At 75.6% G+C, this 18,981-nt stretch carries 16 protein-coding genes; 10 read left to right on the forward strand and 6 right to left on the reverse strand.

The features are described from left to right. Positions 1 to 225: 225 nt before the first annotated feature. The 4 genes from IE330_RS02090 to IE330_RS02105 all read right to left on the reverse strand — a co-directional run bounded on the left by IE330_RS02090 (position 226) and on the right by IE330_RS02105 (position 5,307). On the reverse strand, positions 226 to 1,602 hold the full coding sequence (locus IE330_RS02090) for a hypothetical protein (RefSeq protein ID WP_190134067.1): 1,377 nt from the start codon (positions 1,600 to 1,602) through the stop codon (positions 226 to 228). After that, positions 1,589 to 2,662 carry a caspase family protein gene (locus IE330_RS02095; protein WP_190134068.1) on the reverse strand — a complete coding sequence of 358 codons (1,074 nt, stop codon included), beginning with the start codon at positions 2,660 to 2,662 and terminating at the stop codon, positions 1,589 to 1,591. The genes IE330_RS02090 and IE330_RS02095 overlap by 14 nt, the downstream gene beginning before the upstream one ends. 110 nt (positions 2,663 to 2,772) lie before the next feature. Then, positions 2,773 to 4,287: a hypothetical protein gene (locus IE330_RS02100; protein WP_190134069.1), complete on the reverse strand. Its 1,515-nt coding sequence runs from the start codon at positions 4,285 to 4,287 to the stop codon at positions 2,773 to 2,775. Positions 4,288 to 4,491: 204 nt separating this feature from the next. Next, entirely contained in the window at positions 4,492 to 5,307 is an 816-nt protein-coding gene (locus tag IE330_RS02105; RefSeq protein WP_190134070.1) for a transporter substrate-binding domain-containing protein, read from the reverse strand. A gap of 651 nt (positions 5,308 to 5,958) precedes the next feature. Between IE330_RS02105 and mmuM the strand changes: the two genes are divergently transcribed. From mmuM to IE330_RS02130, 5 genes are all read left to right on the forward strand, one after another. After that, entirely contained in the window at positions 5,959 to 6,912 is a 954-nt protein-coding gene (gene mmuM / locus IE330_RS02110) for a homocysteine S-methyltransferase (RefSeq protein ID WP_190134071.1), read from the forward strand. 237 nt (positions 6,913 to 7,149) lie between these two features. Next, on the forward strand, positions 7,150 to 8,235 hold the full coding sequence (locus IE330_RS02115; protein ID WP_190134072.1) for a WD40/YVTN/BNR-like repeat-containing protein: 1,086 nt from the start codon (positions 7,150 to 7,152) through the stop codon (positions 8,233 to 8,235). 79 nt (positions 8,236 to 8,314) lie between these two features. After that, positions 8,315 to 8,992, forward strand: a complete 678-nt coding sequence (locus IE330_RS02120; RefSeq protein ID WP_190134073.1) for a uracil-DNA glycosylase — start codon at positions 8,315 to 8,317, stop codon at positions 8,990 to 8,992. Then, entirely contained in the window at positions 8,989 to 10,044 is a 1,056-nt protein-coding gene (locus IE330_RS02125) for an N-acetylglucosamine kinase (protein WP_229925275.1), read from the forward strand. The genes IE330_RS02120 and IE330_RS02125 overlap by 4 nt, the downstream gene beginning before the upstream one ends. 166 nt (positions 10,045 to 10,210) lie before the next feature. After that, entirely contained in the window at positions 10,211 to 11,140 is a 930-nt protein-coding gene (locus tag IE330_RS02130; RefSeq protein ID WP_190134074.1) for a sirohydrochlorin chelatase, read from the forward strand. Between the two features lie 87 nt (positions 11,141 to 11,227). Here the strand turns inward: IE330_RS02130 and IE330_RS02135 are convergent, their stop codons facing one another. Then, complete coding sequence (locus IE330_RS02135; protein WP_229925276.1) at positions 11,228 to 12,268, reverse strand: lactonase family protein; 1,041 nt, start codon at positions 12,266 to 12,268, stop codon at positions 11,228 to 11,230. A 367-nt stretch (positions 12,269 to 12,635) separates the two neighbouring features. Here IE330_RS02135 and IE330_RS02140 point away from each other — a divergent pair, with 367 nt between their 5' ends. Further along, positions 12,636 to 13,274 carry an HAD family acid phosphatase gene (locus IE330_RS02140; protein ID WP_190134076.1) on the forward strand — a complete coding sequence of 213 codons (639 nt, stop codon included), beginning with the start codon at positions 12,636 to 12,638 and terminating at the stop codon, positions 13,272 to 13,274. Between the two features lie 195 nt (positions 13,275 to 13,469). On the opposite strand, the gene IE330_RS02145 is transcribed toward IE330_RS02140, so the two are convergent. Beyond that, the gene (locus IE330_RS02145) at positions 13,470 to 14,990 is read right to left on the reverse strand and encodes an FUSC family protein (RefSeq protein WP_190134077.1); all 1,521 of its coding nucleotides are present in this window, start codon (positions 14,988 to 14,990) and stop codon (positions 13,470 to 13,472) included. 280 nt (positions 14,991 to 15,270) lie between these two features. On the opposite strand from IE330_RS02145, the gene IE330_RS02150 reads away from it, so the two are divergent. From IE330_RS02150 to IE330_RS02165, 4 genes are all read left to right on the forward strand, one after another. After that, positions 15,271 to 15,753, forward strand: a complete 483-nt coding sequence (locus IE330_RS02150) for an Lrp/AsnC family transcriptional regulator (protein WP_190134078.1) — start codon at positions 15,271 to 15,273, stop codon at positions 15,751 to 15,753. Positions 15,754 to 15,798: 45 nt separating this feature from the next. Then, positions 15,799 to 16,479, forward strand: a complete 681-nt coding sequence (locus tag IE330_RS02155; protein ID WP_190134079.1) for an HAD family hydrolase — start codon at positions 15,799 to 15,801, stop codon at positions 16,477 to 16,479. A gap of 298 nt (positions 16,480 to 16,777) precedes the next feature. Further along, positions 16,778 to 17,545 (forward strand): TauD/TfdA dioxygenase family protein, encoded by a 768-nt coding sequence (locus tag IE330_RS02160; protein WP_190134080.1) that lies wholly within the window; start codon positions 16,778 to 16,780, stop codon positions 17,543 to 17,545. Between the two features lie 63 nt (positions 17,546 to 17,608). Continuing rightward, positions 17,609 to 18,970, forward strand: a complete 1,362-nt coding sequence (locus tag IE330_RS02165) for an asparagine synthase C-terminal domain-containing protein (protein WP_190134081.1) — start codon at positions 17,609 to 17,611, stop codon at positions 18,968 to 18,970. Positions 18,971 to 18,981 lie beyond the last annotated feature (11 nt).

Raw genomic sequence — 18,981 nt, forward strand, 5'->3', positions numbered from 1 at the left:
TGGAGCGCGGCTCGGCCGACCGGCCGCCAGCTCGGCTCGCTCCACCCTGGACGAGGCTTTCCCGTGCCGCCTCCGGACGCCCCGGACGAGGCACGCCTCGGACGAGGCACGCCCCGGACGAGGCACGCCCCGGACGAGGGGCGCTCCAGGTGAGGGACGGCGTACGCGACGGGGCTGAACCACCCCCCGCGTGGCTCAGCCCCGACTCCCCCGGCGCGCGGCCGGCTAACCGGCGCGTCCTCGGGCGGGGCCCGGCCCCCGCAGCCCCTCGATGGCCCGCTCCACCGGCCGGTGGGGCAGTCCCGTCCTGCGGCACAGCTCGTCCCGGGACACGTCGTGCAGGACGTCCTCGACGGCCCGGCCCTCCAGGCCCGCGATCTCCTGGATGTAGGCCTGGACGCGGCCGACCGGGTCCGCCGTCAGCGGGCGGCTGCCGACCGGGCCCCCCGGCGGGGGCCCGCCGCGGACCGCCGCCGGGTCCGGCCGGCGCTCGCGCTCCAGCCAGGTGGTCCACACCCCGCGCCCGACCAGGCCCTCGGCGGCCGCTTCCGCGACCGAGCCGTCCTCGATCACCCCGGGGTCGGCGGCGTCCGCCTCGACGAGCAGGCGGCAGGACGCGGCCAGCATGGGCGGCGAGGAGACGGGCCCGGGCATGCCGCCGCCCCCGTCGAGGAGCGTGCACAGCGCGGCGACGTCCGGGTGCCCGGGCAGGTGCGGGGCGAGCCGCCGCACGACCTCCTCCAGGCGCCGCAGGTCGGGCCTGCGGTCGAGCAGGATGGCGTGCGCGCCCACGACGCCGAGCAGCGGGTCGGCGTGGTCCGACTCCAGCATCGGGAAGAGCTGCTGGTCGGAGATGAGGTCGATGCCCTGCCGCAGTCCGGAGAGCGCCGCCTCCCGGGCGAGGCTCAGCTCCTCGTCCAGGGGGCTCCAGCCGGCGCCGAGCGGCGCCATCTCCACCGACGCGTGCTGCGGCTGCGCGCCGCGCGGCCCGTTGCCGACGAAGACGAGGGTGGTCCAGCCCTCGCTCACCCACAGCGCCTGGGCCAGCGGCAGGCCCTCGCCGGACGGCCTGCGCAGCCGCAGCCGGTAGCCGCCGGGCGGCAGCGGTCCGCTCCACACCGACCAGCCCTCCCGCTCGTCGACGTGCCAGCCTGCCTCGCCGCCGTCCACGGCCTCGCCGCTCTCCCCGCCGATCTCCAGCGCGTACGGGTCGAGCCGCCGGCCGTGGCGCAGGTTGCGCAGCAGCACCATCACCGTGGGCGGGCCGCTCAGGTACGTGGACCGTCGGCTCCAGCGCACGGCGGCGGCCAGGTGGCCGTCGTGCGCGGTGGCGGTCCGCCGCACGGGCGCGGGCGCCGGGATGCGCGGCAGGGGCAGGCACCGCGTGAACGGCTCGGCGCCGACCTCGACGTACTGGGTGGCCACGGCGCCCGCGAAGCGCTGCTCGATGCGGTAGATGCCGGGGGCCACGGTGGTCTCCAGGGTGCCCATGCCGCAGGCCACCTCGCGCAGGGCCTCGTCGGTGACGGTGACGAGCACGGACGGGGTGTCGGGGATGACGACGAACGGCACCTCGGCGCGGGCGCGGTCAGAACTGGACACCGTGGCCTCCTCCGGCGACGACCTCGAAGTACCCGCCGGAGCCGAGGTCCGGCGCGGTCACGCTCTCCGGCACGACCCGGTACAGGCCCGGCCGGAGCGGCAGCACGTGCCCGGCGTCGGAACCGGCGCCGGGGTCGACGTACAGGCGGCGCGGCTCGGTCAGGTCGCGGCCGCGCAGCTCCACCCAGCCGCCGAAGCCCGCGGGGAAGCGCAGGGTCACCGGGTAGCAGCCCACGCCCTGGAGGCCCTCGGCGAAGACGATCGGGGTGCTGGTCTCGCGCAGGAACCGGGCCTCCTGCGGGACGAGCGCCCGGGTGGTGCCGTCCCGCACGTGGCGGCGTACGTAGTCGACGAGGCTGTCGGAGGTGACGGTGCCCTCGGAGGTGACGGTGCCGCCGCCCGCGCCGCGCAGCCCTTCGAGCAGCGCGGTGGTGAAGTGGCCGCGGGCCCGGTCCGGGTCGGGCGTCCGCTCCTCGTAGGCGGGGTCGCCGAGCGAGGTCGCGTAGCCGACGAGGCACTCGACCTTGTCGGGCGCCTCGGTGGTGTCGGTGAACGGCGGGCCGAAGGCGGTCACCCCGCCGTGGCGCGTGCGGCAGCAGTCGGCGAAGAACACCACCTCGTGGAACGGCGACGCCGACTCGTACCAGGACAGGTAGGGGCGGACGGCGATGTGGTTGCCGAGCAGGTCGATCGCGGCGTTGGCCATGAGCAGCGCGGCGTCGCCGCCGAACGGGGCGATGCCGTGGCCCGCGAGGAACACGTACAGGCGCGTGTCGGCCCAGGAGCCGCCCTCCTCGACGGCCTTGCGGACCGCGCGGTGCGTCTCGTACAGGGCGCGGTTGACGCTCTCCCGGGTCGGTACGACGGTCATCACGTCGGCCTCGCGCTCGTCGCGCTCGGTGGCGGTCACGAGCGTGACGTTGCCCTCGGGCACGTTGCCGCCGGCCGGGTCCACGAGCCAGTCGCGGAACCGGCCCGCGTCGCCGCGCGCGCCGCGCAGGTCGCTGATCGCCGGGTAGCGGTTGATCCCGACGACCACGGCGTAGTGCAGGTCGTTCATCGAGCCTTTCCCCCTGTTTCCCCCTGGCGGGGTCTCCCCCTGGTGGGGTTTCCCCTGACGGGGTCCCCTGGTGCGGCGGTCCCCGGTGGTGTCGCGGAGCCGTCCCCGGCTCAGTCGGCGAGCATCCTGGCGAGGCTCGCCAGGACCTCCGGGTCGCTGTCGAAGGCGATGTGGCTGCGGGCGCCGGAGCTGAGGCCGGGGCCGCCGTCCACGGGCGACCACACGGTGCGGCCGGCGTCCGCGCGCAGGAAGGTCCGCAGGTCCCGGGCGTCCGCACCGTCCTGGTCACCCGCCAGGAACCAGCGCTGCATGCCCGCGACGGGCGTCACCGCGGTCTCTTTGTCGGGGCCGCGCTCCAGGACGGCGGAGAGGAAGTACAGCAGTGAGCGCGGATAGAGGAACGGCACCAGATGGTCCGCGCGCTCGGCCTCGTCCGTCAGGGTGAACATCCGCAGGCGGCCGAAGAGTTCGGCCTGGCGCCGGACGACGCCCGCCAGGTGCCCGACCGTGCACGCGGGCGCCAGGAGGGCGACGTCGCGGACGCGGAAGTCCTCCGGCAGCGGGTCGTCGGCCGCGGCACGCCTGCGGGCCAGGTCGGCGAGGAGGTGGCCGATGAACACGGCGCCCGCGCTGTGCCCGACGAGCGTCACCTCGGGCCTGCTGCCGGAGGCGAGCAGGTGGCCGAAGCGGTCCAGGAAGTAGCGTCCCGCGCGGGGCGGGCCCGCGTCGCCCGGGGCCCCGGCCGCGAAGGTCTCCGCGGTCTGCCGCTTCATGGCGTCCCAGACGGCCGCACCGGCGTTCGCGACGTAGAACTCGCGGAGTATCTCCTCCACGACGGTCGGGTACAGGCCGTGGTCGGTGCGGTGCCGGAAGCGGGCGACGACGGCGGAGACCACGCGGACGGTCTTGCGCACCAGGAGCGCGGAGGTGACCACGGCCCGGCGGTTCTCCGCGTCGGCGGTCTCCGCCGCGAGCTCGGCCACGGTGTCCGGGGACATGAGGGTGGCGACCGCCGCGCGCCCCCCGTTGATGTCGCGCGCGGCGGTCGTCCCGGGCGCCGAGCGCAGGACGGTCCCCACGATCTCCCTGTTGCGCTCGGCGAGTTCGGTGTCCGCCGAGAGGTCGGCGGTGATGCGGACGCGCTCCGCCTCGCCCAGTGCGGGCACCTCGGCGGGCGGGGTGAGGCGCGCGTACGGCTCCTGGCCGGTGCGCAGCAGGGCGAGCTCGGCGGCCACGTCCCGGGTGGACGGGACGGTGAAGCCGCCGAGGGCCCGGCTGCCGGGGTCCTGGAAGACCACGCCCGAGGCGAAGCGGATGACACGGTTCAGCAGGGTCTGGAAGACGCCCTCGCTCAGGATCTGCGGCAGGTTGCCCCGCAGCACCTCCAGGAGGCCGCTGCTCCACACGAAGAACACCGGCTCGGCCCCGGCGGCCGTGTACACCGGGGCGAGCCGCTCGGCCGTCGCGAAGCCGAGGGTGTCGTCGACGAGGCCGCCGTGGAAGTGCAGCACCACGCGCGGGCGGTCCTTCAGGCGCGCGACGAGCGCGTCGACGTCGTCGGTGGTGGTCGTGGCGAGCCGTCCGCCCGTCCCGCTGTGGACGCAGTTCCTGCCGGATGGGTGCATGTCGGACCTCCGGGTCCGCCGGGAGCGCACCGCAGCGGTCTGCGGCTCCCCACCGCTCCGGGCGGATGCCCACCGTAGGCCCGCGGCGGGCGCCGCGTCCCCGGGGACGGGCTCAGGGATTACCCCTGGGTTCGCGGCGGGATCGTCCCGGCCGCCGGGGCCGACTCCCGCGCTCCCCCGCGGCCTGCGGGCCACCGGGTCACGTCATCCACCGCGCAGCCACTCCGCCTCGTACGCCGCGTACGTCCCGTCGTGCGTCGCCAGGTGCACGAACTGGTCGACGTACTCCTTGAACGGCTCGTCCCCGCGCGGCAGCGCGTAGGCCTTCTCGGCGAAGGTGAAGGGTTCGTCGGGGTGGATCGCGCACAGCTCGGGGTGCAGCGCGGCCTGGTAGCGGGTCTCGCTCGCGTCGGTCATCATCACGTCCGCGCGGCCCTCGACGATCTCCTGGAAGATCGTGGTGTTGTCCGGGTGGACGGTGATCGTGGCCCGCTTGACGTGCGCACGGGCGAACTGCTCATTGGTACCACCGGGGTTGACGACGACGCGGGTGCCCGGCCGGTCGATCTGCTCCAGCGTCCGGTACGCGTCCTTGTCCGCGCAGCGCGCGATCGGGGTCTTGCCGTCCTCGCGGGTCGGCTCGCTGAAGTACACGGTGCGGGCGCGCGCAAGGGTGACGGAGATGCCGCCGACGGCGATGTCGCAGCGCCGGTCGGCCACGTCGTCGACGATCTCCTTCCACGTCGTGGGGACGAACCGCGGCGCGGCGTCGAGGGACTCCGCCAGGTCGCGTGCCATGTCGATGTCGACGCCGCGGTGACCGCCGTCGGCCTCGCGGTGGGTGAAGGGGCGGTAGTCGCCGGTCGTGCACACACGCAGGACGCCCTTGCGCGGCACGGAGTCCAGGAGCGTGGAGCGGGCCCGGTCACCATGCCCCCGGCCGCCGCCGGGAGCGGCGGGTGCGGCGGCCGTGACGACCAGCAGACAGACCAGGGCGGACAGGGCGGCGGCACGCTTCATGGCGGACGTTCCTCTCGTACGGGGCGGCGTCGGCGGAGTCCCGGGGTGCGGAGAGACCGGGCGTGAGCAGTCGCGGTACGAAAGGTGCCGCGGAGTCCGCCGTCGCTCAAGGGCGCCTGCCGCGCGTGGCTCGCGGAGTCGGCTCGCGGTGTGGGCTCGCGGTGTCTGCCGCGGTTCGGCGACCGTGCTCGCCGACCGCGGGCGAACGGTTGCTCAGCCTATGCGCCGGTCCCGGGCATCGCTGTCGTCGCACGCGCCCCGGTCACGGTCGGCCGCGACGATGACCAGATACCTCGTGGGGCCACCGGGCACGGTCAGCGCGGTCGGCGGTGTCCGTCTGACTGTCCGCAAGGGCGAGACGTACGGTCCGGTCGGCGAGTCCGGGCGCGGCACGACGATGCCCGGCCGGGTCGTCGCGGGCCTGTCGCGCGCGGAACGGCTCGCGCAGCGGACCAAGAGGGGCTACCAAGAGGGGCTGGTCGCGGAACTTCCGGGCGCGGTCGGTCCGCCGCGCGGTGCGCTGCGGTGCGTCGCTGCCCGCTCGCCCAGGGCGTGTGCGACCGTCGAGCCGCCGGTGACCACGCCGAACGGCACGGGGCACTGGGGCACCTGTCACGTCCCGCCTACGGCGCCTCGGCTAGCGTCGGTGGTATGAACGACGCAGTGGGTACGGGGGCGGCGCCCCGGGGCGGCGCGTGGGGCCTGACGGCGGCCCTGGCGCGCGGGCCGCTGGTGCTCGACGGAGGCCTGTCCAACCAGCTCCAGGCCGCCGGTCACGACCTGTCCGACGACCTGTGGTCCGCGCGGCTGCTCGCCGAGCGCCCGGACGCGGTGCGGGACGCGCACCGCGCCTACTACGAGGCGGGCGCGGACGTCGTGATCACGGCCAGCTACCAGGCCACCTTCGAGGGCTTCGCGCGGCACGGCGTGGACGCCGTCAGCACGGCCGAGCTGCTGCGCCTGAGCGTGACCCTGGCCCGCGAGGCCGCGGTCCTCACCGGGGCCGGGCGGCCGCTGTGGGTGGCCGCGTCGGCGGGCCCGTACGGCGCGATGCTCGCCGACGGCTCCGAGTACCGCGGGAACTACGGCCTGGACGCGGCCGCCCTGGAGCGCTTCCACCGGCCGCGCCTGGAGGTCCTGTCCGCGGCGGCGCCCGACGTGCTCGCCCTGGAGACCGTCCCGGACACCGTCGAGGCCCGCGCCCTGCTGCGCGCCGTGCGCGGCCTCGGCGTGCCCGCCTGGCTGTCCTACAGCGTCGCGGGCGGCCGTACGCGCGCGGGCCAGCCCCTCGCGGAGGCCTTCGCCCTCGCGGCGGACGCCGACGAGGTGGTCGCCGTGGGCGTGAACTGCTGCGACCCGCGCGACGCGGAAGCGGCGGTGGAGCTCGCCGCCCGCGTCACCGGCAAGCCGGTGGTGGTGTACCCGAACTCGGGCGAGACCTGGGACGCCGCGGCCCGCGCCTGGCGCGGACCCTCCCGGTTCGAGCCCGGCGCGGTGCGGCGGTGGCGGCAGGCCGGGGCCCGGCTGATCGGCGGGTGCTGCCGGGTCGGCCCCGACGCGATCGCGCGCGTGGCGGCCGAGGTCCACGGCCCGGCCGCGCCCTGAGCGCGGGGCGTCATGCGCTCGGGCGGGCGGGGCGTGCGGCCACCGGACCGTGAACTCCGGGCCGTAGGGCCGCTGAACTGCGGGCCGTAGGGCCGCTGAACTGCGGGCCGTAGGGCCGCTGAGCTGCGGGCCGTAGGGCCGCTGAGCTGCGGGGACGCGGCGTACGGGGGTGAGTGTCAGTGGTCGGGTGCAGACTGATCCCTACCTGAGACAACGCCGTCCTGGAAGGTGTCCGCCATGGCCGAAACCCTGCTCACGATCGGCACCAGGAAAGGGCTCTTCGTCGCCCGCCGCCGCGGCGGCGCGTGGCGGTTCGACGAGGGCCCGTACTTCAACGCGCAGGCGATCTACTCGATCGCGATCGACACCCGCACCTCAACCCCCCGCCTTCTGGTGGGCGGCGACAGCGCCCACTGGGGCCCGTCGGTGTTCCACTCCGACGACCTGGGGCGCACCTGGACCGAGCCGTCGAAACCGGCCGTCAAGTTCCCCAAGGAGACGGGCGCCTCCCTGGAGCGCGTCTGGCAGTTGCACCCCGCCGCTGCGGAGCCGGACGTGGTGTACGCGGGCACGGAGCCCGCCGCGCTGTACCGCTCGGAGGACCGCGGCGAGACCTTCGCCCTCGTCAGGCCGCTGTGGGAGCATCCCACGCGGTCGCAGTGGCAGCCGGGCGGCGGCGGGGAGGGGCTGCACACGATCCTCACGGACGCCCGCGACAAGGACGCGGTGACGGTCGCGGTGTCCGCGGCGGGCGTCTTCCGCACCCGTGACGGCGGCGCGAGCTGGGAGCCGTCGAACGCGGGCGTCTCGGCGGTGTTCCTGCCCGAGCCGCAGCCGGAGTTCGGCCAGTGCGTGCACAAGGTCACCCGGGACGCCGCCGACCCGGACCGGCTGTACCTCCAGAACCACTGGGGGGTGTACCGCAGCGACGACGCGGGCGCCCACTGGACCGACATCGGCGAGGGCCTGCCCTCGGACTTCGGCTTCGCGGCGGTAGCCCACCCGCACCGCGGCGACACGGCGTACGTCTTCCCGATCAACGCGGACGCGGACCGGGTCCCGGCGGACCGCCGCTGTCGCGTCTACCGCACCCAGGACGCGGGCAAGAGCTGGGAGCCGCTCAGCGCGGGGCTGCCCCGGGGCGACCACTACGGCACGGTGCTGCGGGACGCGATGTGCACGGACGGCGCGGACCCGGCGGGGCTGTACTTCGGCAACCGCAACGGGGAGGTGTACGCATCGTCGGACGACGGCGACTCCTGGCGGGAGCTGGCCTCGCACCTGCCGGACGTGCTGTGCGTACGGGCGGCGGTGATCGGCTGAGGTGCGCGCGGCGGCGGTCCCGTGCGGCCCCGGACGGCGGTGGCGAAGTCACGCGACTACGGCAGTAGAGTGACGCTCCGTGGCACCACGACCCTTGCATGAAATCGTCGAAGCCGGCTGGGCCAAGGCCCTGGAGCCGGTGGCCGAACGGATCGCCTCCATGGGGGACTTCCTGCGCGCGGAGATCGCCGCGGGACGCACCTACCTGCCCGCCGGACCGAATGTGCTGCGCGCCTTCCAGCAGCCGTTCGACGAGGTACGGGTCCTGATCGTCGGACAGGACCCGTACCCCACGCCCGGCCACGCGGTGGGCCTGTCGTTCTCGGTGGCGCCCGACGTCAGACCGCTGCCCGGCAGCCTCATCAACATCTACCGGGAGCTGGGCAGCGACCTGGGTCTGCCGCAGCCGTCCAACGGCGACCTGACGCCGTGGAGCCGACAGGGCGTCCTGCTGCTCAACAGGGCCCTGACGACGGCCCCGCGCAAGCCGGCGGCGCACCGCGGCAAGGGCTGGGAGGAGGTCACCGAGCAGGCCATCCGGGCCCTGGTGGCGCGCGGGCGCCCGCTGGTGTCGATCCTGTGGGGCCGGGACGCGCGCAACCTGCGGCCGCTGCTCGGCTCGCTGCCGTCGGTGGAGTCCGCGCACCCCTCGCCGATGTCGGCGGACCGCGGCTTCTTCGGCTCGCGCCCGTTCAGCCGCGCCAACGACCTGCTGGTCCGTCAGGGCGCGCAGCCCGTGGACTGGCGGCTGCCGTGACCGCGCCGCCCGGCACGGGGGTGACGGCGGTCCTGGGCGTGGACTCGGGCGGCTCCGGCCTGCGGGTGGCGCTGCGCCTCCTGGACGGTTCGCGCGGACCCGCGCCGAGGAGCTCCCGGGAGCCGGTGCGGACGGGGGCACGCGGCATCGACGCCGGGCACCTGCTCGAACAACTGGCGCCCATGGCGCGGGAGTTGCTGGCCGAGGCGGGGGACGGGACGCGGCTCGCGGCCGTCGCGGTGGGCGCCGCCGGGATGGCGACGCTCGGCGACGACCTGCGCGGCCGGCTGCCGTCCGCGTTCGCGGCGCTCTTCGGCGTGGACCGGGTGGCGCTGGCCGCCGACGCCGTCACCGCGTACGCGGGGGCGCTCGGCCGGCGCCCCGGCGCGGTCGTCGCGGCGGGCACCGGACTGATCGCGCTCGGCACGGATCTGACGGAGTGGCGGCGCGTCGACGGCTGGGGGCACCTGCTCGGCGACTGCGGCGGCGGGGCGTGGATCGGGCGGGCCGGCCTGGAGGCGGCGATGCGGTCCCACGACGGGCGGCGCGGCGGCTCGGCCGCGCTGCGGGCCCGCGCGGAGGAGAGGTTCGGCCGCCCCCTCGCGGAGCTGCCGGGGCTGCTGTACCCCCGGCCGGGCCGGCCCGCGGCCCTCGCCTCGTTCGCGCCCGAGGTGGTCCGGTGCGCGGCGGACGGCGACCAGGTGGCGGCGGGCATCCTGGGCGAGGCGGCCGCGCACATCGCCGACGCGGCCGCCGCCGCCTGCCCGGCCCCCGGGGCCCCCTCGGGCGGCCCCGGCGCGGATTTCCTCCCAGAGGGCGTGGAAGGCCCGGAAGGCCCCCAAGTCGCCCTCACCGGTGGCCTGCTGAAACTCGGTGACGTGCTGCTGGCCCCGCTGGAAGCGGAACTGACGCGGCGGCTTCCGTACGCCCGCCGCGTCGCCGCGGCGGGCGACCCGCTCGACGGCGCCGTCCGCATCGCCGCCGACCTGGCCCGGGGCGCCCTGGAGTTGCCCCGCGAACCGCGTCTGCTGTACGTGCCGACGGCCACGTGACCCGGCACCGACGGTCTCTGGTCCGGTCCAACCGGAAGCAACCGAAAGGAACCGGAAGCCGGACGTCCGCGTGTCCGCCCGATGCGGTCCGACAAAGCGGACTTATGCCTCTGACCTGCACCCTCCCCGAACAAAGAGGGGGTCGGAGCCAGTAGCATGCGGCGCCATGAGCTCCTCCACTGGGCCCGCATCCGGCCTGCCCGTACGAATGCCGCGCCCCCGCCAGCCGGGCCGGCACCGACGCCCGGAGCCGGTCGCGGCTCCCGAGGGCGCGCCCGCGCTCGTCCTCGCCGTACCGGGCGTCCCCAGCCCCAGCACGCGCGGCCTCGCCGAGGAAGTCGTCAGCATCGCCCGCTCGGAGCTGCCCGGCCTGGACGCGCGCATCGGCTACCTCGACGGGGAGGACGGCGACGCCGCGGAGTTCCCCGCGCTGCGGACCGTGCTCGCGCGCACGGCCGCCGAGCGCCTCGCCCGCTACGAGCAGGCACTGGCCGCGGGCGTCGAGGCGAAGGAGCCCGAGGGGCCCGTCGCCGTCGTGGTGCCGCTGCTCGCGGGCCCCGAGGCCGCGCTGATACACCGCGTCCGGCAGGCCGTGGCGGACAGCGGCGCCGCCGCCGAGCTGACCGACGTGCTCGGCCCGCACCCGCTGCTCGCCGAGGCGCTGCACGTGCGCCTGTCCGAGGCGGGCCTGGCCCGCGCCGACCGCGCCCGGCTGTTCACCGTGGCCACGGCGGCGGACGGCATCGTCCTCGCCACGGTCGGCGGCGAGGAGGCCGTGCAAGCCGCCGGGATCACCGGCATGCTGCTCGCGGCGCGCCTCGCGGTGCCGGTGATGGCGGCGGCCCTGGACGTCGAGGGCTCCGTCGCGGCCACCGCCGACCAGTTGCGCGGCGCCGGTTCGGCGCAGCTCGCGCTGGCCCCGTACCTGATCGGCCCCGAGGCCGACGCGGGCCTGCTCGACATGGCGGCGAAGGAGGCCGGCTGCGCCGTCGCGGAGCCGCTCGGCGCCTACCCGGCGATCGGCAAGCTGGCCCTGGCGAAGTACGCGGCGGCGCTGGGCATCACCCCGCAGCCGACGGGCGCGCCGGTGCGCTGAGCCGCCGACGCCCCGCCACGTCGTGATGCCGATGGGCCCGCCCCGTTCCCGGGGACGGGCCCGTCGGCGTTCCGGCGGACGCCCGGGTCAGCCGAAGACCACGCAGGAGGCGGCCGGGAGGTCCACGGCGCCCGCGCGCCGCGGCAGGCCGGTCTCCGGGTCGACGGCGAACCAGGTGACGTCGCCGGAGTGCTCGTTGGCGGCGTACAGGAAGCGCCCGGAGGGGTCGAGGGCGAGGTCGCGCGGCCAGCGGCCGCCGCACGGCACGGTCGTCAGCAGCCGCGCGGTGTCCCCCGTGGGGTCGAGGGCGAAGACGGACAGGACGTCCGCGCCGCGCGTGGCGGTCCACAGGAAGCGGCCGTCGGGCGCGACGACGACCGCGGAGGGGTAGGCGTCGCCGTCCGGCGCCCCGACGAGGACGGGCGTCTCGGCCAGCGGCTTCAGGAAGCCGTCGGCGGCGTCCCAGGCGCAGACGGTGAGGGTGGGCGCGAGCTCGTTGAGGACGTAGGCGCGGTCGCCGCGCGGGTGGAACGCGAGCTGGCGGGGGCCGGAGCCGGGCCGCAGCGCGACCTCGCGGTGCAGGGTGAGCCCGGTGCCGTCGAGGGCGCACACGCGGACGGAGTCGGTGCCGAGGTCGACGCTCACCACCCAGCGGCCGCTCGGGTCGGACACCACCTGGTGGGCGTGCGGCCCCTGCTGGCGCTGCGGGTGCGGCCCCGAGCCCTCGTGGCGCAGCACGGCGGCGGGGGCGGGGGCGAGGGTGCCGTCGGCCCGGACGCGGACGGCGGTGACGCTGCCGGAGCCGTAGTTCGCGGTGACCAGGTGGCCGTCGTGCAGCGCCAGGTGCGTGGGCGCCGCGGCGTCCACGGGCACGGGCGGGCCGAGCAGCTCGGGCCGGTCGCCGGAGACCCGGAAGGCGGCGAGGGCGCCCTCGGACGTCTCGCTGACCGCGTACAGCAGGCCCGTGGCGGGCGAGAAGGCGAGGAACGACGGGTCGGCGACGGCGTCCGTCGCCGCGAGGACGGTCAGCGCCCCGCTGCCGGGATCGAACTCCGCGCTGACGACGCCGGGGCCGCCCGCCGCCGTGAAGGATCCGACGTAGGCCCGTCGTGTCTGCCTGTCACTCACCGATCGCCCCTCTCCGCGCGCCCGTGTGCGCACATGGTGCCACCGCGGCGCGTCCCCTTGCCGTCGCGCCGCACGGCGCGCGTGGGGCGACGTTAGCAGGTGGTCTGGACCATTGGGCCCGTTCATCGCCCGCGCGGCGTGAGCGCGCCGCTCGGCCCGTACGCCCGCGTCGCGCGGCGCGAGCGCGCCGCTTGGCCGCCAGGAATTCGCTACCGATCGGTAACCAAAACGTCCCCTGCTTGCCACCCCTCTTCGTGATCATGACACTCGTGGCGTACGGCCCCCGTCGGGCGGCTCACGCGCCGTTGCGACAGCAGGGTCGACAGGCCTCGCCGACGAGGCCGACAACAGGAGAGGGGACACGGGCATGGCACGACGCGGTGCACGTCAGCGGGCAGGCACGGCAGCGGTGGTTCTGGCGGTGGGCCTGGGGGTGACGGCGACGACGGCCTCGTCCGCGTCCGCGGCGCCGAGCGCCCCCGTCGGCGCGGTCCCGGCCCTGGCGGCCGACGTCGACCGCGCCACCTGGGAGCGGGACGTACGGGCCGTCGTCGACCAGGCGCTGCCGTACGTGAAGCAGCGCACCGCCGACGCGGACGGGCAGAAGCTCGCCATCGTCTTCGACGTGGACAACACCACGCTGGAGACGGACTTCCACCCGTGGTGGAAGCTCCCGACGCCCGCCGTGAAGCCCTCGCTGGAGCTCGCGTCGTACGCCAAGTCCCGCGGCGTCTCGGTGTTCTTCGTGACCGCGCGTCCGGGCATCATCACGAGCCTGACCAAGGCCAACCTGACGTCCCAGGGCTACGCGGTCGACGGTCTGTACGTACGCGACCTGCCGGACCTCTTCGACGAGGTCAGCGCCTACAAGACGCGCAGCCGCGCCGAGATCGAGGCCAAGGGCTACAAGGTCATAGCGAACGTCGGCAACCGGGGGACCGACCTGGTCGGCGGGCACGCGGAGCGGACCTTCAAGCTCCCGGACTACGACGGCAAGCTCTCCTAGGCACGGCACCGCCCCCGGCGCCGGAGCCGAGCACGGCACCGCCCCGGCGCCGGGGCCGCGAGCCATGAGCCGCGAGCCATGAGCCGCCAACCATGAGCCGCCAACCATGAGCCGCGACTGCCCGGCACCGCCCCTGAGGGCGGGCCGGGCAGTCGGCGTTCCACGGCGCGGGCGCCGTCCTCGGCGGTGCCGCGCTCAGCCGCCGGTCAGGCGGGCCCGGCCGGGGGCCTGGAGCGGTTCGGCCAGCTCCACGAGGGCCTGCTCCAGGCCGTGCACATGGGCGAGCGCGCCCTCCACGACCCCGGCGACCCCGGTGTGCGGCGCGGCGGCGGTGTCGCCGCCGCGACCCGCCTCGGCCCCCGGCGTGGTGAGCGCCTCCACGGCGGCCTCCACGCGCCAGCACGCGGCGGCGAGGCGGTCGTCGTGCGAGGCCTCCGTGTCGGCGGCGACGGCGGCGAGCCCGCGGACCTCGCGGGCGCAGTCGTCCAGCAGGGCGAGCACGCGCCGGGCCCGCTCCTTGCGCGCCATGAGCGGGTTCAGCGGGTGCAGCAGCGGGGCGAGCGAGAGCCGCACCCGGCCCAGCAGGACCTCCAGCTCGGCGACGCGCGGTGCCGGATCGGCGCCGGGCACGCCGCGCAGCCGGGCCGCGGCCTCGGCGGTGCAGGCGTGCACGCAGCGCAGGGCGCGCTGGATCCAGCCGTCGGTGACGGCGTGCGTGGTGACCGGCAGCACCAGCAGGACCGCGAGCACGGCGCCCAGCGCCCCGACGGCGGTCTCGGCGACGCGCAGCGCCAGCAGCGCCGGGTCGAGCACGCCGAGGAGGCCGTAGAGCATGCTCGCCATCACGGTCACCGCGAGCATCATCCACGTGTACGAGACGGCGGCGGTGTAGAAGATGCCGAAGACGCACACGGCGATGATCACGGCGGCGGCGACCGGCTCCGTGTGCAGCGGCACGGCCAGGACGAAGCCGAGCCCGATGCCGATGACCGTGCCGAGGAACCGGCGGAAGCCGCGCACCAGGGTCTCGCCGCGCGAGGTGGTGTTCACGAACACCCACCACGTGGCACCGACGGCCCAGTACCAGCGCTCCTGGGACAGCACCTGGCCCAGGGCCAGCGCGAAGGCCGCGCCCGCGGTGGCCTGGACCGCCTGCCGGGTGGTCGTACGGGCCAGCCCGGTCAGCTCCAGCGGGGCGGGCGGCGCCGGGAACGGCGGCAGCCGGCGCTCGTAGCACCACACCCCGAACCGGACGGCCGAGGACGCGCACAGGGACAGCAGCACGGCGGCGCCCAGCTCGGGGAGCTGGCCCGTCCGGGCGTGCAGGAACTGCGCCGCGAAGAACATCATGAACGCGAACACGCCGAGCGAGTGGCCGCGCGGCCCCCACCGGCGCGCGTACACGCCGGCGCCCGTGACCGCGAGGAACGCCAGGTCCCGTACGAGCGGCTGGTCGTGCAGCACGGCGGCGAGCGCCAGCACGGGAAGGCCGACGGCGGGCAGCAGCGCCGTGGTCACGGCCTGACCGCGCACCGTGGGGTCGAGGACGGTGAAGAGCGCGAGCAGCGCGGCGAGTCCCCCGAGGATGGCCGCGACCAGTGAGTGCCCGACGAGGCCGCACAGCGCGACGGCCGCTCCGATACCGAGCACGGCCCGACACGCGCTGCGCAGCCGCAGCAGTCCCGGATCGGGTGCGGTGAACGCTCTCTTCAGCACCAGTGTGTCCGCTCCTTCCCGTGCCCGGCCCGTCCGGGCGAGCACGCCCACACAACAAAGGCGCCGCGGAATCCGCAGCGCCATCGACACCCCCATCACATCATCAACAGGCCCGATGGCTCAACTTGGTCCTGCGCGACTGCGCCATTGGCCCACTCGGGCGGTCGCGAGGAGTACCGTGGGCGGGCCAACGGCCGGGTCCGCCCCGCCCCCGGGCCGTGGGTACAGTCGGCGGTGATCGTTCCGTGTTCCAGTCGTGCACCAGGGAGACCGTTGGGCGATGGCCGTCGACGAGTTGGACACCCGCATCCTGCGGCTTCTGCTGGAACAGCCGCGCACCAGCGTGCGCGAGTACGCGCGCCTGCTGGGCATCGCGCGCGGCACGCTCCAGGCGCGGCTCGACCGCATGGAACGGGACGGGGTGATCACGGGCGTGGGTCCCTCGCTGTCCCCCGCCGCCCTCGGCCACCCGGTGCTGGCCTTCGTGCACATCGAGGTCATGCAGGGGCACCTCGACGAGGTCGGCGACGCCCTGGCCGCGGTGCCGGAGATCATCGAGGCCTTCTCCATCACCGGCGGCGGTGACCTCCTGACCAGGGTGGCGGCGCGCGACAACGGCCACCTGGAGGACGTGATCCAGCGCCTGATCCGGCTGCCGGGCGTGGTGCGCACCCGCACGGAGATGGCGCTGCGCGAACGCGTCCCGCACCGCCTGCTGCCGCTGGTCGAGTCCGTGGGCAGGGCCGCGGCCCGGGAGAAGTGACCGCGGCCACCCCGCCGTGATCACCCCCTTGGCATGCTGGGGCGCATGAGCGCCCTGAACGACACCTCGGTCATCTTCGACCTCGACGGCACCCTCGTGGACAGCGAGCCGAACTACTACGAGGCGGGGCGCGGGCTCCTCGCCGCGCGGGGCGTCACCGACTTCACCTGGAAGGACCACCAGGCGTACGTGGGCATCTCCACGCGGGAGACCCTGGCCCGCTGGCAGGAGCGGTACGGCCTGGCCGAGCCGCTCGCCGACCTGCTCGCGGAGAAGAACCGCCGCTACCTGGAGCTGGCCCGCGCCTCCACCCGCGTCTACCCGCAGATGGCGCGGTTCGTGGAGCTGCTGCACGGCGCGGGCGTACCGATGGCCGTGGCCTCGGGCTCGTCGCGGGCCGCGATCGAGGCGATCCTCGCGGGCACGGGGCTCGACGCGTGGCTGACGACGTACGTGTCGGCCGACGAGGTCGACCGCGGCAAGCCCGCGCCGGACGTCTTCCTGGCCGCCGCGGAGCGGCTCGGCGCGGTCCCGGCGCGCTGCGTGGTCCTGGAGGACGCCGTGCCCGGCGCCCGGGCCGCCAAGGCCGCGGGCATGCGGTGCGTCGCGATCCCGTACCTGCCGGAGCAGGCCGACGACCCGGCGTTCGCGGCGGCGGACCTGCTGCTGCGCGGCGGGCAGGCGGAGTTCTCGGCGCGGACGGTCCTGGACTGGCTCCGCTCGTGAGCCGGGACGCGGTGTCGTGAGCCGGGGCGCCGCGTCGTGAGCCGGGGTACCGCGACCGCCGCCGTCCGCGGGCCCCTCAGCGGACCGGTCCGGAGCCACCGGAAGACCCGTGTGTGGATCTGTCAGTGGATCTGTCAGTGGATCTGTCAGTGGATCGTCAGGGTCGGCGTGACAGCGTGACGCCCAGGGATGGATCACCGGACCGCGCACCCGCACCCCTCCCCACGCCCCTCCCCGGTGATCCGGACCCTTCGCTCTTCGTGTCGGTTCCGGCGGCTTTGTCCACTGAGAGGTGCACATGATCGGCTCGTACCACATGGAAGACATCGCGCGGCGCGCGGTCTGCGCCTCCGGACGGCGCCAGGACGTTCTCGACACCCTCGCGGACTGCGGGTTCGCCGTCCTGAGGCCCGGCACCCTGGACGAGTCGTCCTTCGACGCCCTGATGGGCGGTCTGGGGGAGCCGGTCCCCTACCACTTCGGCACCAAGCTCACCCTGGAGCCGCACGAGGACTCCGGCAACGTGCAGTTCACGACGCGCGCGATGCCGCTGCACGCGGACGCGGTCTTCAACGGCGGGCCGCCGGTCACCTACATCGGGATGCGCTGCGTCACGGCGCCCGCGGTGGGCGGCGAGACGCTGGTCGCCAGTGCCGCCGCGTTCTTCGCGCACGCTCCGGACGACCTGCTCGACGCGATGAGCGGCATCGTCATCGAGTACCGCAACCGGATCTCCGGCTACTACAAGGACGGGCCCGAGGGCGGTCACCCCCGGGTGGCGCCCCTGCAGACCGACCCGGACACCGGCGAGAGGAGGGTCGTCGTCGGCCTCACCGACCCCGACGACCCGCTGCGCACCCACGACGCGCTGGTGGTCGGGCGCACCGAGGAGGAAAGCGCCGAGCTGCTGCGGCGCATCGGCGCGGTCCTGCACCGGCCGAGCGTGCTGTACGCGCACGCGTGGCAGGCCGGCGAGGTGCTGATCCTGGACAACCGGAAGCTCGTCCACGGCCGCGCCGCGTTCCCCGGCCAGCCGCGCAGGATCGTCCGCCTGTCGGTCTCCTGAGGCGACCACGCTCGCGCGTGCCCGAGATCCCGAGTTCCCGAGTTCCCGAGACAAGGGGAAGACGTGGACAGCTTTCCTTCGCTCCTCCTGGACGTCCGCGACCGGCGTGGCGGGCTCGTCACGCGGGTCGGCGCGGACGCCGGACCCCGTGAGCCGGGGCGGCTCGTCGTCGAGGAGTTCGACCGCGGGCAGCCGCTGCCGTCCGGCGGTCCGGCCAGTTGCAACACCGTCACGTGGGCCGACGACCACGTCGTCGCCCGCACCACCCTGCAGAACCCGACGCCCCTGTACTACTGGGTCGCTCCCGGCGCCGACCGCTTCCTCGTCGGCACCGACCTCGCGGGCCTGATCGCGCGGGTCGTCGCCGGAACCGGGGCGGAGCCCGACCTGGCCCGGCAGGTGCGTGCCGTCCGCGCGGCGGTCCGCAAGGTCGGCGGCGGACGGACCGTCACCTTCGCCCGCGCCGCGGCCGGTGGCCCGGTGGAGGTGACCGAGCGCGTGACGCGGGCCTGGCACGCCTCCCCCCTGACCGGCGAGACCCCGGTGGAGGCCGGTGCCCGGCAGATCGAGGCCCTGCGCGGGGAGGTCGTGGCCGCCGGTGCCCCGGGCCCCGTCACCGCCGTCGTGTCCGGCGGGGTGGACTCCGGGCTCGTCGCCGCGCTGGCGAGGGAGGCGGGCGTCCTCGACCACCTCGCCACGCTGGGCACCCCGTGGGGGGACGAGTACGCCACGGCCGACGAGCTGGGCGCGCACCTGGGCATGCCGGTGCGGCACCTGGCGCTGTCCGAGGACGACATCCTCCGGGCGATCCCGGAGACCGTCCGGATGCTCGGCCGTCCGAGCCGGGAAGCCGTCGCCGGGGGCGTCAACCTCGTCGCGGTCTACCAGCGGGGCGAGCTGCCCGCCGGCACGGTGCTGACCGGCGTCGGCGCCGACTTCATCAACGCGGGGCTGCGGGTCGGCGCCGGTCCCGTACCCGATCTGCGGCAGGCGGTCACGGACTGCCTGCACGGCGCGGCCCTGGGCGGGGAGCTGTCCGGGGTCTCGGCCGCGGCGCACGGTTACGTCCTGCGGCACATGTACTGGAACACGGCCGTCGTCCAGGCCGCCCTCGACACCGCACCCGACGTCATGCGCCACCGCGACCGCGAGAAGGGGCACCTGCGGGCGGCGGCGGCGCGGATGCTGCCGGACGCCATCGCGTGGCGACCCAAGCAGGCCCTCCACCACGGCAGCGGCGTCGCCCACCACCTGGACGGCGCCCTGGCGCGGCGCGTGGGCGTGGAGACCGTCGACGTCGAACGGTTCTGCGAGCTGGTCGGCGTGGAGCTGGTCGGCGCGCTCCTGGAGGCCCCGCACGAGCCGGTCGACGCGGACGAGTGCCTCAAGGCCGCGGCAGCCGCCTACACCCGTGAACACCGGTGACCACCGGTGCT

The organism is Streptomyces longispororuber, from assembly GCF_014656095.1.
In the GTDB taxonomy this organism is placed as follows: Bacteria; Actinomycetota; Actinomycetes; order Streptomycetales; family Streptomycetaceae; genus Streptomyces; species Streptomyces longispororuber.